General features: G+C 69.3%; 13 protein-coding genes. 7 read left to right on the top strand and 6 right to left on the bottom strand.

Annotated features, from left to right (window positions below):
* Window positions 1-56: 56 nt before the first annotated feature.
* From CQ040_RS09530 to CQ040_RS09505, 6 genes are read left to right on the top strand one after another with little or no spacing between them, the layout of a single operon-like run.
* On the top strand, window positions 57-1,595 hold the full coding sequence (locus tag CQ040_RS09530) for a sugar ABC transporter ATP-binding protein (protein WP_105527715.1): 1,539 nt from the start codon (window positions 57-59) through the stop codon (window positions 1,593-1,595).
* Window positions 1,592-2,620 carry an ABC transporter permease gene (locus CQ040_RS09525; RefSeq protein ID WP_258131450.1) on the top strand — a complete coding sequence of 343 codons (1,029 nt, stop codon included), beginning with the start codon at window positions 1,592-1,594 and terminating at the stop codon, window positions 2,618-2,620. The genes CQ040_RS09530 and CQ040_RS09525 overlap by 4 nt, the downstream gene beginning before the upstream one ends.
* Before the next feature lie 2 nt (window positions 2,621-2,622).
* On the top strand, window positions 2,623-3,720 hold the full coding sequence (locus CQ040_RS09520; RefSeq protein WP_258131448.1) for an ABC transporter permease: 1,098 nt from the start codon (window positions 2,623-2,625) through the stop codon (window positions 3,718-3,720).
* Between the two features lie 24 nt (window positions 3,721-3,744).
* A complete protein-coding gene (locus CQ040_RS09515) occupies window positions 3,745-5,232 on the top strand; it encodes an FGGY-family carbohydrate kinase (protein WP_105527716.1) in 1,488 nt (495 codons plus the stop codon).
* Window positions 5,232-6,305 (top strand): aminopeptidase, encoded by a 1,074-nt coding sequence (locus tag CQ040_RS09510; protein ID WP_105527717.1) that lies wholly within the window; start codon window positions 5,232-5,234, stop codon window positions 6,303-6,305. The genes CQ040_RS09515 and CQ040_RS09510 overlap by 1 nt, the downstream gene beginning before the upstream one ends.
* 1 nt (window position 6,306) lies before the next feature.
* A complete protein-coding gene (locus CQ040_RS09505; RefSeq protein ID WP_105527718.1) occupies window positions 6,307-8,007 on the top strand; it encodes a dihydroxyacetone kinase family protein in 1,701 nt (566 codons plus the stop codon).
* 14 nt (window positions 8,008-8,021) lie between these two features.
* On the opposite strand, the gene CQ040_RS09500 is transcribed toward CQ040_RS09505, so the two are convergent.
* From CQ040_RS09500 to CQ040_RS09490, 3 genes are all read right to left on the bottom strand, one after another.
* A complete protein-coding gene (locus CQ040_RS09500) occupies window positions 8,022-8,468 on the bottom strand; it encodes a hypothetical protein (protein ID WP_105527719.1) in 447 nt (148 codons plus the stop codon).
* 102 nt (window positions 8,469-8,570) lie between these two features.
* Window positions 8,571-9,347, bottom strand: coding sequence for an inositol monophosphatase (locus CQ040_RS09495; protein WP_219844736.1), 777 nt, complete (start codon window positions 9,345-9,347; stop codon window positions 8,571-8,573).
* A 78-nt stretch (window positions 9,348-9,425) separates the two neighbouring features.
* Window positions 9,426-9,794, bottom strand: coding sequence for a VOC family protein (locus CQ040_RS09490; RefSeq protein WP_105527721.1), 369 nt, complete (start codon window positions 9,792-9,794; stop codon window positions 9,426-9,428).
* Window positions 9,795-9,856: 62 nt separating this feature from the next.
* Here CQ040_RS09490 and CQ040_RS09485 point away from each other — a divergent pair, with 62 nt between their 5' ends.
* A complete protein-coding gene (locus CQ040_RS09485; RefSeq protein ID WP_105527722.1) occupies window positions 9,857-10,306 on the top strand; it encodes a MarR family winged helix-turn-helix transcriptional regulator in 450 nt (149 codons plus the stop codon).
* Window positions 10,307-10,325: 19 nt separating this feature from the next.
* Here CQ040_RS09485 and CQ040_RS09480 read toward each other — a convergent pair whose 3' ends face one another.
* From CQ040_RS09480 to CQ040_RS09470, 3 genes are read right to left on the bottom strand one after another with little or no spacing between them, the layout of a single operon-like run.
* A complete protein-coding gene (locus CQ040_RS09480) occupies window positions 10,326-11,099 on the bottom strand; it encodes a heme ABC transporter ATP-binding protein (RefSeq protein WP_105527723.1) in 774 nt (257 codons plus the stop codon).
* Window positions 11,096-12,169: an iron ABC transporter permease gene (locus tag CQ040_RS09475; protein ID WP_105527724.1), complete on the bottom strand. Its 1,074-nt coding sequence runs from the start codon at window positions 12,167-12,169 to the stop codon at window positions 11,096-11,098. Before CQ040_RS09475 ends, CQ040_RS09480 begins: the two co-directional genes overlap by 4 nt.
* Window positions 12,166-13,272 carry a hemin ABC transporter substrate-binding protein gene (locus CQ040_RS09470; protein WP_105527725.1) on the bottom strand — a complete coding sequence of 369 codons (1,107 nt, stop codon included), beginning with the start codon at window positions 13,270-13,272 and terminating at the stop codon, window positions 12,166-12,168. Before CQ040_RS09470 ends, CQ040_RS09475 begins: the two co-directional genes overlap by 4 nt.
* Window positions 13,273-13,284: the final 12 nt, after the last annotated feature.

Genomic DNA, 13,284 nt, shown 5'->3' with positions numbered 1-13,284 from the left:
TCCGCCACGACTCAGGGCGGGGTCGCCCACGCGCGACCCCGCCCCGGAGGAAGAACATGAACGCAGAACAGGCGCAGCCGGCGCCCGAGGCCGAGCCCACTCCCGAGGCCAGGCCCGTTCTCGAGGTCAGAGGGGTGCGGAAGGTGTTCGGCGGTGTCGTCGCCCTCGATGACGTCGGCATCACCCTCTACCCCGGACGGGTGCACTGCCTGGCTGGCGAGAACGGGTGCGGCAAGTCCACTCTCATCAAGATCATCAGCGGGGTCGAGAAGCCGGAAGCAGGCGAGATCCTGCTCGACGGCGAACCCCTGAGCCATCTCTCGCCGACGCAGGCCCTTCGAGCCGGCATCCAGGTCATCTACCAGGACTTCTCGCTCTTTCCCAACCTGACCGTGGCGGAGAACATCGTGCTCCCGGCCGCGATCGCCGCGCGACGCAAGCTCTACAGCGCGAAGAACCGGCGGCCCGAGGCGCAGCGCATCGTCGAGGAGCTGGGCCTGACCCTCGACCTCGACTCCGATGTCGAACGGCTCTCCGTCGCCGACCGGCAGCTCACCGCGATCTGCCGGGCTCTCGTGCAGGACGCACGGGTCATCTTCATGGACGAGCCGACCACCGCGCTCACGCACTCCGAGGTCGAGCGGCTGTTCGCGCTCGTGCGGCGGCTGCAGCAGCGCGGTGTCGCCCTGGTGTTCGTCAGCCACAAGCTCGACGAGGTGCTGCAGGTGTCGCAGGACATCACGGTGCTGCGCTCAGGGCGCCTGGTCGCGAACGGTCCGGCCGACGAGTTCGACGTGGCCTCCCTCACCCACGCCATGACCGGCCGTGCGGTGGATGACTCGCGCGTCGTCGTCGAGGTCGACGAGGAGGCTGAGCCGCTGCTGCGTGTGGAGCACCTCGATCTTCCCGGTGCCTTCACCGATGTCTCCTTCGACCTGCAGCCGGGCGAGATCCTCGGTCTCACCGGACTGCTCGGCTCGGGTCGTGGTGAGATCGCCGATGCGCTGTTCGGCCTGCTCACCCCGCAGTCCGGAACCGTGACCGTCGGTGGTCGCGCCGTGCGACCGGGCAGTATCCGGGCATCCGTCGACGCGGGCATCGGCTACGTACCGGAAGATCGGCTCACCCAGGGCCTGTTCCTCGACAAGTCGATCTCCGACAACATCATCGCGGGCTCCCTCAGCGAGCACGCGGTCGGCAAGGTGCTGCTGAGTCGAAAGCGCACCGCCGAAACCATCTCCCGTCTCTTCTCCCGCCTGCGCATCAAGGCGCCGAGCGTCGAGGCTCCCGTGCGATCGCTGTCCGGCGGCAACGCGCAGCGCGTCGTGCTGGCCAAGTGGCTCGCGACCAAGCCGCGGGTGCTGATCCTGAACGGACCGACGGTCGGCGTCGACGTGGGTTCGAAGGAGGAGATCCTGCAGATCCTCCGCGAGGCAGCGAACGACGGGATGGGCGTGATCATGATCTCCGACGACGTGCCCGAACTCGTCTCGCTCTGCAACCGCGTGCTCGTGGTGCGCCGCGGCGAGATCGTCTCGCGACTGGCCGGCGATGAGATCGCCGCGCCCCGAATCCAGGAGGTGATGGCCGCGTGAGCGCCACCGACACCCGCATCCGCCTTCCCCGCATCGGGCGCATGTCGAACGAGCTGGTGCTCGCGAGCATCATCCTCGTCCTGGTGATCGTGATGTGCGCCGTGAACCCCGCGTTCTTCAGCGTGCACACGCTGTTCTCGATCCTGCGATCGGCTCTGGTCCCGATGGTCTTCGCGCTCGCGGTGCTCTTCGTGATCATCTCCGGCGGCATCGATGTATCGTTCGCGGCGATCGGCATCTTCGCCGCGTACACGACGGTGTCGCTCGCTCAGGGCGGATCGCTCGATTTCGGACTGATCGGCATCCTCGCCTTCGCGATCGTGATCGGCGGTGCCCTCGGGTTCGTCAACGGCATCGTGATCGCCCGGTTCCGGCTCCCCACCTTGATCGTGACGCTCGCGACGCAGGGCATCTTCAAGGGGGTGCTGCTCGCCTACATCGGCTCCAAGTACATCGCCGAGCTGCCGGACGGCATCTCCTGGCTGTCGACCGCGAACCTGATCTCGATCGAATCGACCCGCGCCTACCTGCCGATGCTCATCGTGCCGGTCGTGCTGCTCGTGATCGGTGCCGCGTTCGTTCTGCGCCGCACGATGTTCGGCCGCGGCATCTACGCCATGGGTGGCGACCTGGAGGGGGCGCGACGCGCCGGCTTCCCGGTCGTGCGCCTGCAGGTCATGCTCTACGTGCTCGTCGGGGCGGTCGCCGCGATCGGCGGACTCATCCACGTCGTGCTCGGGCGCAGCGCCAACCCGCAAGACCTGGTCGGCACCGAGCTCGATGTGATCGCCGCGGTCGTCCTCGGCGGGGCCTCGATCTTCGGCGGACGCGGCACCGTCACCGGCACCGTGCTCGGCGTGCTGCTGGTGCAGATCATCAACAACAGTCTCATCCTGATGGGCGTACCCACGGCGTGGCAGCGTGCCGCCGTCGGGTTCCTGCTGGTGATCGGCGTGGGGATCCAGGCCGTCATGGCCCGCCGCGCCTCTCGCCGGACGTTCGTCCTCGACACGGTGAAGGAGTGACAATGCCTCAGACGACCCCTCCCGGGCAGTTCGCCCGGATGAACGACCAGGTCGATCGGTCGGTGCGTTCTCTGCTCGGCCGTATCCACGTGAATCGTGGCGTCGGCCGGATGCTGGTGCTGTTCGCACTCGCGTTCGGGCTGTTCGCGATCCTGAACCCGAGGGTCTTCCTCAATCCGATCAACCTGCAGAACATGATGGTCGCCTCGCCCGAAGTCGGCATCCTCGCCATCGCCATGGCTCTCGCCATGCTCACCGGCGGGATCGACCTGTCGCTGGTGGCGATCGCGAACCTCTCGGCGATCACTGTCAGCACGATGTTCACAGCGATAGCCAGCAGTGACCCGGCGACCGCGGAGTCGATGGGTGGCCTCATCGCCCTGGTCGGAGTCCTGGTCGGCGCGCTCGCGGGAGCGGTCAACGGCTTCCTGATCGCGACGGTAGGCATCACGCCCATCCTCGCGACGCTGGCCACGATGCAGATCTTCAACGGCATCGCGATTGTCTGGACCGGCGGCACCACGCTCTACGGCGCCCCGGCGGTGCTCTCCTCGGTCGGCCAGGCGACGGTCGGCGGCATCCCTCTTCTGTTCCTCGAGTTCCTCGTGGTGGCCGTTCTGATCGGGGTGCTGATCACGCGCACGCCGTTCGGACGACGTACACAGCTGCAGGGGGCGAACCCGACGGCGGCGATGTACTCCGGCATCCGCAGCACGAGCGTGCTCTACGGCACCTACGTGACGACGGGTGTGCTCGGCGGCATCGCGGGGCTGGTGTTCCTCTCCCGCAATCCGACGGCGAGCGCCGACTACGGCACGTCGTACGTGCTGCTCGTGATCGTGATCGCGGTGCTCGGCGGCACGAACCCCACCGGCGGGTTCGCGACCATCACCGGAGTGGTCCTCGCGACGCTCGTGCTGCAGGTCGTGCAGTCCGGCTTCACGGCGATCCGGCTCTCGGCCTACGAGTACGCGATCGCGCAGGGGGTGATCCTGATCGCGGTGATGGTGTTCGATCAGGTGAGGGTCAGGCGAAGGCCACGCCCCGCACCCAGCAGCCAGACCGAGACGATCGCGCTCGCCGAGATCCCCCGGGCCTGACCCGCGCATCCGAAAGGCATCCTGATGGAACTGTTCCTCGGCATCGACGTCGGAACCTACGAGACCAAGGGCGTGCTGGTCGATGCCGCAGGCCACGTGCACGCCGAGGCGCGTGCTCGGCACGGGATCAGCACACCCGAGCCCGGCATGGTCGAGCAGGATGCCGATGCCGTGTGGTGGCACGATGTCGTCGAGGTGGCCTCGACGCTGCGGAAAGCGATACCGGATGCCGTGATCGCCGCGGTCGCGTGCAGTGCGATCGGTCCGTGCGTGCTGCCGGTCGATACCGAGCTGCGTCCGCTGCGCCCGGCCATCCTCTACGGCGTCGACACCAGGGCGACCGCGGAGATCGACATCCTCGAGACGCGGCTCGGGCCGGAGGAGATCTTCCGGCGGGCGGGAAATGCGCTGACGAGTCAGTCTGCGGGCCCGAAGATCCTGTGGATCGAGCGCAATGAACCCGCGGTCGCCGCACGCACCCGGTGGTACCTCACGAGTCAGAGCTACCTGGTCGCGCGCCTCACCGGCGAAGTCGTGATCGACCACGCGACGGCCGGGTACTTCCACCCCTGCTACGACCTCGCTCGGCTCGACTGGAACCACGACGGGATCGACGACCTGATCCGCCCGGAGACGCTGCCCCGGCTCGGGTGGTCGACGGATGTCGCCGGCACGGTCACCGCCGAAGCGGCCGCGGCGACCGGTATCCCCGAGGGCACCCCGGTGCTGGTGGGCACGACGGATGCCGTCGCCGAGGCGGTCGGTGCCTCTGTCGTGGCGACCGATGACCTGATGCTCATGTACGGATCGAGCGGGTACTTCATCCGCGTGACCGACGAGCCGCATGCGGATCCGCGGCTGTGGGCCGCACCATTCGCACTCCGTGGGCGCTACGTGCTCGCGGCAGGAACGTCGACCGCCGGCACGGCGACGAGGTGGATCGCCGACCTGCTCGGACTCGACCACGGTGACGGCGACTCCGCGATGTTCGGACGCCTGATGGAGCTCGTGCGTTCGGCCCCGCCCGGCGCGAACGGCGTGCTGCACCTGCCGCATTTCAGCGGGGAGCGCACGCCGTTGCACGACCCAGAAGCCCGGGCATCCTTCAGTGGGCTCACGCTCTCGACCGGTCGCGCAGATCTCGCCAGGGCGGTGGTCGAGGGGGTCGGACAGTCGATCGCGCTCGCCGTCTCTGCGCTGCTCGATGCCGGTGCTGCCGAGCCGCGCGTGGTCGCGATCGGCGGCGGAACGTACAACGAGGTGCTGGTGCAGACGGTCAGCGACCTGACGGGCCTTCACCAGCGAACCGCCGCGACGCTCGGTGCCGCCTACGGCGATGCGATGCTCGCGGCGATCGGCCTCGGCGTCGTGACGGAGGAGCAGGCCGCGAGCTGGGTCGCCTTCTCCGGTGAGGTCGCGCCGCAGGAGAATGCCGCCCGCCAGCTGCGGGCGAGCTACGAACGTTTCCCGGAGACATACCGCGCACTGCGCGCGCTGAGAGAGGTGGACTGATGAGCAGATGGCAGGAACTGGCCGTACATCTGGCTGAGGTGAACGAGGTCGGGCAGGGGACCAGGGTCTCGGTGTTCGCGACGACCTCCTCGGTGCTCGATGCGGTCGACGCCTTCGTCGAAGAGGTGTACCGCCGGGGCGGGATGCCCCAGGTGCTGCTCGTCGAGGAGAAGTACGATCGCTTCGCTCTGACGTACGCCAGCGAACCCCTGCTGCGTGAGGCGGCCCCGATCGAGCTGGCCTCGATGGAATGGGCCGACGTGCACGTCTCGTTCCGGGGCATGGAGCCGCCGGCGGATGAGATCGACGGCGCCAGGCTCAGCCTGCAACGTGAGGGCAAGGGCCTCGTGTCGACCGCACGGTGGCAGGGCACCAAGTGGACGCTCGTGCGCATCCCCACGCCCGAGTGGGCGACGCTCATCGGCGTGCCCCGGGAGCAGCTGGAGCAGGAGTTCTTCGCCGGCACGCTCGCCGACTGGACAGCGCATCGCACACACCTCGACCGGCTGTGCGCCGAGCTGAACCGCACCTCGATGGTCCGCATCCTCGATGACGACACCGATCTGCGCCTGAACTGCGCCGGCCGCATCTGGGTGCCGTTCGCGGGGGAGGCGAACCTGCCGGACGGTGAGGTCGCCACTGCGCCGGTGGAAGACGGCGTCGAGGGGCACATCACGTTCCCCGGATCGTTCTGGTTCGGCGGCGCGACCATCACCGACCTCCGACTCGACTTCGTCGCTGGGCGGGTGGAGAAGGTGTCTGCCACCCGCGGCCTCGACCTCGTGGAGCGCATCCTCGAGGCCGACGGTGCTCGACGAGTGGGTGAGCTCGGCATCGGCACCAACCCGCATGTGCAGACGATGACCGGCGACCTGCTGATCGATGAGAAGATCCTCGGCACCGTGCACATCGCGCTCGGTCGCTCGTACCCGCAGTGCGGGGGCAAGAACGAGTCGGCCATCCACTGGGACATCGTGAAGGACCTGCGGTCCTCCGGCAGACTCGAGGCCGACGGGCGGGTGCTCATCGACCGCACGACCTACGATCCGATCCTCTCCGGACAGGAGCACTGACATGCGCAAGATCATCAACGACCCTCAGGCGTTCGTCGACGAGACGCTCGAGGGGATTCTCCTCGCCCACCCCGACGAGCTGCGGGCCGTCACCGCGGACCGGCGCGCTCTGGCGCGCACGGATGCTCCGGCACCGGGCCGCGTCGGCATCGTCACCGGCGGCGGCTCCGGACACCTGCCGTTCTTCCTCGGCTACGTCGGTCGCGGTCTGTGCTCGGCGGTCGCCGTGGGCAACGTGTTCTCCTCGCCGAGCTCCGCCCAGATCCATGCCGCATCCGTGGCCGTGCACTCCGACGCCGGACTCCTCTACCTCTACGGCAACTACGGCGGCGATGTGCTGAACTTCGACATCGCGGCCGAGCGCTGCCGGGCGGAGGGCATCGAGGTCCGCACGGTGCTGGGTGCCGACGACATCCAGTCCGCCCCGAGCGACCGTGCCGATTCGCGGCGCGGTGTCGCCGGGCTCGTGCTCGTCTACAAGGTCGCGGGGGCGATGGCCGATCGCGGTGCCTCCCTCGACGAGGTCGAGCGCGTGACCCGCAAGGCGGCGGAGGCGACCCGCACCATGGGCGTCGGCCTGTCGCCGACCGTGCTCCCGGCAGCGGGCGAGGAGACCTTCACGCTCGACGCGGGTGAGATGGAGATCGGGGTCGGCATCCACGGAGAGCGCGGCAGTCACCGCGGCCCGTTGGAGACGGCGGATGCGATCACGGATCGGTTCCTGGCCGAGATCGCGACGGAGCTCGACCTGACCGAGGGCCGTCGGGTGGCCGTGCTCGTGAACGGGCTGGGCTCGACGCCGCTCGAAGAGCTCTACGTGATCTACCGGCGAGTGCACCACACGCTCGCGGACGCCGGGGTCGCCATCGGCTACCGACTCATCGGCGAGTACGTCACGAGCCTGGAGATGGCCGGAGCCTCCCTGTCGATCATGCAGCTCGATGATGAGTTGGAGGAACTGCTGCACGACCCGGCGGGGTCGCCGTTCTTCCGTCAGGGCGCCGCTCCGGTGGGAGAGACGTTCACCGCAGGCGCGGTCGTGGACGAAGATGCAGTCATCGTCGAGGCGACGGTGGCCGGATCCCGCAGCGACCTGCGCGACCTGCTCCTGAGCGTGCTGCCGCGGATGGAGCGGCACCGCGAAGAGCTGCGCGCCCTGGATGCCGCACTCGGCGACGGAGACCTCGGCGTCACGGTCGCGGTCGGCAGCGCGGCGGTCGCGGATGCACTGCGGCAACTTCCGGATGACCTCGACGCGCGCAGCATCCTGCGCACGGCGGGTGACGCATTCGCCGCAGCGAACCCCTCGACGTTCGCGGCCCTGATCGGCAGCGGTCTGCTCGCTGCGTCCGACGAGGTGCCACCGGGTGTGCACGTCGATCGGGCGGGCCTCGTCGATGTGGTCCAGGCAGTGGCGGCGAAGATCGGCGCGCAGGGCGGGGCCGTGCGGGGCGACAAGACCGTGATCGACGTGCTCGTGCCCATCGCCGAAGCGCTGGAGGCCGGAGCGGATGCGGCCGGGGTGTCGAAGGCAGCGCTCGCCGCGGTCACCGAGAGCACCGGATGGCAGTCGCGACGCGGTCGTGCCGGTTGGCAGCAGGAGCGCTCGGTCGGACATGCGGATCCCGGCTCGGTCGCCGTCGCCCGCTTCGTCGAGGAGATCGCGCGGACTCAGGACGGGACCGGTCAGACCGGCTCCTAGGGACCGTGCTCGGGTCAGGCCCGCTTGCGTCGCGCGATCTCGTCCGCGAGTTGCTGCACGTGGGCTGGGTCAGCGTCGCGGGCGAGGGCGACGTAGTGGTCCATGACAGCCGGCCGGTAGCGCACGGGCAGCGTCTGTCCTGGCGCGAGCCGGGTGAGCTCGGTGATCGTGAGGTCTTCGTCGGCGATACCGCGGAACGAGATCCCGTCGGCGGTCTCCACGTCGAGGAGCAGGACCACACGGGGGTTGCTGTTGACCTCGCGCCAGTCGACGAGAACGCCGAGCGCAAGCTCGCCCGTGCGCAGTTCCGCAGTGCGAGTGCGTGCCTCACCGCTCAGGAGCGGGTTCGGGGCGATGCCGGGGAAATCGGGTCCGACGCCGAGCGATTCCCGACTCAGATCGGGCCTGAGCTGCTCCATCAGATCGTTGAGGCGCTGCTTCTTCTTCTTCGAACCGAACATCCTCGCCCTCCCTCACCTCAGCGCCGAGGACTGTGCCTGGCGCTCCGCGTTTCATCGCGATTGTACGGGGGCGGGTCGGCCCTCCGTCCTGTGTCGGATGCCCTACTCGACCGGCAGGTGCGGTGGATGCGCGACGATGCCGCCCCGCATCGTCGCCGGACGCTTCACGATGAGCCCTGCCTCTTCGGCGATCAGCGCACCCGCTGCCCAGTCGAATTCGTACAGGTCGGTTTCGATGAAGGCGTCGACGCTGCCCTCTGCTGCGAGGCACAGTCCGAGCGCGGCCGACCCGACGCTGCGGAGATCCGTGAACGCCGACATCCTCGCCGGGAGGTCGGTGAGCTGCCTGGCCCGCTGCTCGGGATCGTAGGAGAATCCGACGGCGAGCAGCACCGGGGTGGCATCGACCGCAGGCCCGTGCAGCCGTCGGCGGATGCCACGGGACTCACGGTATGCGCCGAGCCCCGCGCCCGCGGAGTAGACGTGAACGAGCTCGGGGGCATGCACGGCGCCTGCGAGCCAGGCGCCGGAGCCCACGTCCTGCACGGCGACGGATGACCCGTAGTGCGGCAATCCGCGCACGAAGTTCGAGGTGCCGTCGAGCGGGTCGATCGACCAGCGGAGCGCGGCGCCGGTACCGGTGGTCGCGTACTCCTCGCCCGATACCTCGTCGTCGGGGCGGTGCTCGGCGAGCACCGCGCGGATCGAGCGTTCGGCGCGCAGGTCGATCTCGGTGACGACGTCACCCGATGCACCCTTCGTGCGGAGGCCGAGACCGTCGGGCGATGCGTCGCGCTCACGCGCGGCGTCGGCGAGCACTGCGGCGCCGGCGGCTGCGGCGGAGAGGGCGATGTCGAGCAGTTCGGATGCAGACGGCATTCTGATATCGGACCTCCAGTGGGCGATCCTCCAGCGTAGCGGCGGGCGGGCGGCCGACCCGGAGGAGGGGCCGCCCGGTCAGGCGCGGTCGTGGAGGGTGATCTGGTAGCCGTCGGGGTCGGCGAACGTGAAGGTGCGGCCGAACGGTCCGTCGATCGGGTCCGCGACGATGGTGTGTCCGTCGGCGAGGAGCGCATCGTGGATGGCCTGGACATCAGTGGCGTGAAGCCAGATCGCTGCGCCGATGCCGGGCTGGGCGACGTCGGTCAGGTCGGTGCCCGGGGCGATGTCTCGGAGGGCGAACGCGATCGGAGTCGTCTCGAAGACGACGGCGTGCGCAGGGCCGGTCGGAGAGCGGACGAGGCCGAGGTACTGCTCGTAGAAAGACTGGGATGCGGCGAGGTCGCGTGCCTGGAGGGAGATGAAGTCGGGGCCGGTGACGGGCATGTGGTGTTCCTTCGGTAGGTGTCAGTTTTCTGACATGCGCAACTGTATGTCAGAATACTGACATGAGTCAAGACCGAGTCGGGATCGACCTGGACACGTCGTTGGGCTACCTGCTGAAGGAGGCGTCCAGCGCGCTCCGCGCTGCGATGGAGGAGGTGCTCCGTCCGCTCGGCATGACCATCACTCACTACTCCTGCCTCGAGCTGCTCGCGCAGCGCCCCGGGCTGTCGAACTCTGAGCTCGCGCGAGGTGCATTCGTCACGCGGCAGTCGATGAATGTGCTGCTGCAGGCGTTGGAGCGGGACGGCTTCGTGACCAGGCCCGCCGCCGCTCCGGTCGGCAAGGCGCTTCCGGCCAGCCTCACCGACCGAGGCCGGCAGAGCCTGGCGGCGGCGACCGCCGCTGTGCGCTCGGTCGAGGTCCGGATGCTCTCCGGTATGACCGAGGAAGAGCAGGCGGGTGCCCTGCACAACCTGCGGAGCATGATCCGCTCCCTGCGCGGAGACGCATAGTCCTCCGCCGACCCTTGGTTCAGCGCCGGGCGACCACCAAAGGAACCCCTGTCGCCGGGTGTGGGAACACGTCGACCGCCTGGCCGTAGACCTGCTCGATCCGCTCGGCCGTCAGCACCTCCGCCGCGGTGCCGGTCGCCGCGACGCGGCCGTCGGCGAGCAGTGTCACGCGGTCGGCGTGCGCGAGCGCGGCATTGAGGTCGTGCAGCACGATGGCCACCGCGATCCCGGCATCCGCACGCCCTCGGATCAGCCGCATGACGTCTTCATGATGCTTGAGGTCGAGCGCCGCGGTCGGCTCGTCGAGCAGCAGGATGGCGGTGCTCTGCGCGATCACGCGTGCCAGGGCGACACGTGCGCGCTCGCCGCCGGAGAGCGACGGCACTGCGCGGGCCTTGAGCGCGGTGACCTCGGTCTGCACCATCGCCGCTGACACCAGCTCGTCGTCGTCCTCGGACGCCGGGGTGCGCGCCCAGGGCGTCCGCCCCATGCGCACGACCTGCTCAGCGCTGAACGGGAACGTGACGGTGTTCTCCTGCAGCAGCACAGCCCGCTGCTGGGCGAGGATGCGCGGCTTGACCCGGTCGATCGGCCGGCCGTCGAGCTCGACCTTTCCCGCCTGTGCGGCGACGTCGCCGGAGAGCACGCCGAACAGGGTGGACTTGCCCGCTCCGTTGGGGCCGACCAGGGCGTGGATCTCTCCCTCGTGGATCTCGATGGAGGCGTCGTCGAGGATCGTGCGCCCTTCGCCGACGCGCACGGTGAGCCCTGCGCCGCGGAGCCGCACGGTCATGCCCATCCTCCCGAACGACGGCGCGTGCGCACGAGCAGCCACAGGAAGAACGGGCCGCCCACGAGCGAGGTGATCATCCCGATCGGCAGGTCGGCGAGCGGGACGGCGGTGCGCGCAACGAGGTCGGCGACGGCGATGAGCAGCGCGCCGCCGAGCGCCGAGGCGATCACGAGTGGCAGGTGGGCTGGACCGATCATCATGCGCATCAGGTGCGGCACGACGAGCCCGGCGAACCCGATGATCCCCGCGAACGCGACCGCCGCGCACACCAGCAGCGCGACCGTGACGATGACCACGATCCGCAGCAGCTCGACGTTGACGCCGAGGTGTCGTGCGGTGCGCTCGCCCAGGGCGAAGAGGTCGAGGCTGGGCGCGACGATCAGGGCCACGACCACGCCGATCAACACGAGGGGCGCCACCAGCTGGATGTTCGACCACAGCGCGCCGTTGAGTGAACCCAGCTGCCAGAACACGATCTGCTCGCGGGTCGATGTGGAGCCGAGGAAGGTGAAGAAGGCCATGCCGGCGCCGGCGATCGCATTGATCGCGATGCCGGTGAGGAGAAGGGTCACCACCTCGGTGCGGCCGCCCGAGCGACTGATGAGGTACACCGAGAACACCGCGACCAGGCCGCCGATGAACGCGAATGCCGGCGTCGTCCACATCCCGAAGGTGGCGAGTCCGAACGTGATGCTCGCGGCTGCACCGAGCGCTGCGCCCGAGGAGACGCCGACCACACCGGCATCCGCGAGCGGGTTGCCGAAGATCGCCTGCATGAGCACGCCGGAGACGGCGAGGGCGGCGCCGACGAGGAGCCCGAGCACGATGCGCGGCATCCGCAGGTTGAAGATCACGCCGTAGTCGGTGGATGCCGCGGGTGTCCAGCCCGTGTCGATCCCGACGCCGTGCAGCAGCACCCCGATGAGGGAGGTGGGGGAGAGGTCGTACTGTCCGCTCGTGATCGACACGATGCAGGTGGTTACGAGCGCGACGATCAGCCCGACCGTCACCAGCGCGAAGCGCAGGCCCCGGTGCCTGCTCGGTGTCGGGGTGACGGCCTCGCCGGTCACTTCGCGGGCTCGGGGGCGTACAGGGCGCGGGCCAGGGCGCCGATCACGTCGGCGGTGCGCGGGCCGAAGCTGAGGATCTCGCTGTCGGCCATGTCGATCACCCGACGATTCGCTCCGGCGGGGGTCTCGGCCACGGCGGGGATCCGCTCGATGAGACCGTCGATGCCGCCGACGGATTCGAGCCCATCGGTCATCATCACCAGCACGTCCGGCTGCGCGGCGACGAGGGCCTCAGCGGTCATCGGCTTCATGCCCTCCCAGCCGATCTCGCCCGCCACATCGACGCCGCCCACCGCGTCGATCAGCGAGTCGGCGCCTGAGTCCTCGCCGAAGATGTAGTAGACGTTGGCGCTGCCGCGCACGTAGAGGAAGAGCATCCGCGCGCGATCGGCCTCGGCGGCGGGCACGACCTCGGCGATCTCCGCGAGCGTCTCGTCGACCGAGGTGTCGAGCCGTGCGATGAGCGCTTCCCCCCGACCGGGCACGCCGAGTGCCGTGGCGATCTCGGTCACCAGCTCGTCGGTGGTGTCGAGGCGCCGGTCGCTGGAGATCACGACGACGGCGATCCCGGCATCGCGCAGCTGCTGACGGACCTCTTTCGGGCCGATCGTGGTGTCGGTGTGCACCACGGTCGGGGCCAGCTCGAGAATCGCCTCGGCGTTGAGCGTGTGGCCGGTCTTGGTGACGACCGGGAGGTCTTCGGTCCCGGCGAAGACCGTGGAGGCGTCGCGACCGACGACCTGGTCGCCGAGTCCCAGAGCGAAGACGGTCGACGCGATCGTGCCCGAGATGTCGATCGGGAGGATGCGGTCGACGTCGGTGATCTCGACCTCGTGGCCTTCGCTGTCGGTCACTGCCACGGGCAGCTTCGGCGCGGTGTCGTCGTCGACGGGCTCGATCGCATGGCTCGAGAGGCAGGCGGTGGACGGCCCCGTGTGGCCGCGCACGTCGTCGATCAGATCGAGCGAGGCGAGCGGGGCGGAGGCCAGCGGGCAGGTGGCGTCCACAGCGGCTGGCGGTGCGGCGGTGGCTCCCGGCTCTGCGCACGCGGTGAGCCCGATGGCAAGAGCGGCGACGAAGAAGAGAGCGAGAACGCGACGCATTAGGCAAGGCTA

The organism is Microbacterium sp. MYb54 (assembly GCF_002979515.1).
Taxonomy (GTDB): Bacteria; Actinomycetota; Actinomycetes; order Actinomycetales; family Microbacteriaceae; genus Microbacterium.
The sequence above is the reverse complement of the archived record's forward strand: the minus strand, read 5'-3'. Positions and strand labels throughout refer to the sequence as shown.